The 542-nt window shown below is 41.0% G+C and carries 1 protein-coding gene; it reads left to right on the top strand.

Going from position 1 to position 542, the window contains the following annotated elements; all coding sequences use genetic code 11:
* The coding region (locus GBI16_RS18325) for an alkaline phosphatase family protein (protein ID WP_171494596.1) at positions 1-483 on the top strand (483 nt) is incomplete at its 5' end.
* Positions 484-542 lie beyond the last annotated feature (59 nt).

Here is a 542-nt window from a genome sequence, read left to right as displayed (position 1 = left end):
AAACGTATTGTAATTCCGTCTCCAAGCGTGGCGACAGATGACCTTAAGCCTGAAATGAGTGCTTATGAAGTCACTGATGAGTTGGTTAAGGCAATTAATTCAGGTGAATACGACTTATTGGTTGTGAACTATGCAAATGGTGATATGGTCGGTCATACAGGTGTATTTGATGCTGCGGTTAAAGCAGTTGAAGCGGTTGATACTTGTTTAGGTCGTGTCTATGAGGCAGTTATGGCGAAAAAAGGCCATATGCTCATTACTGCTGACCATGGTAACGTTGAACAAATGCAAGACTATGAAAGTGGGCAAGTGCATACTCAACATACAACCGAGCTTGTGCCGTTTATCTATGTTGGTCCAACACAAGCAACAATTGCAGAAGGTGGTGTGCTTGCAGACGTAGCAGCGACAATTCTCAATTTAATGCAGATTCCTGTTCCTGCCGAAATGCAAGGACGTAATCTGATTACACTATCTGCATAAGTTAAAGGTGATTGGATGCTGCAACACATTAAATATAAAAAACTTATTGTAAGTATGTT

Source organism: Acinetobacter sp. TUM15064 (assembly GCF_008980265.1).
GTDB lineage: Bacteria > Pseudomonadota > Gammaproteobacteria > Pseudomonadales > Moraxellaceae > Acinetobacter.
The sequence above is the reverse complement of the archived record's forward strand: the minus strand, read 5'-3'. Positions and strand labels throughout refer to the sequence as shown.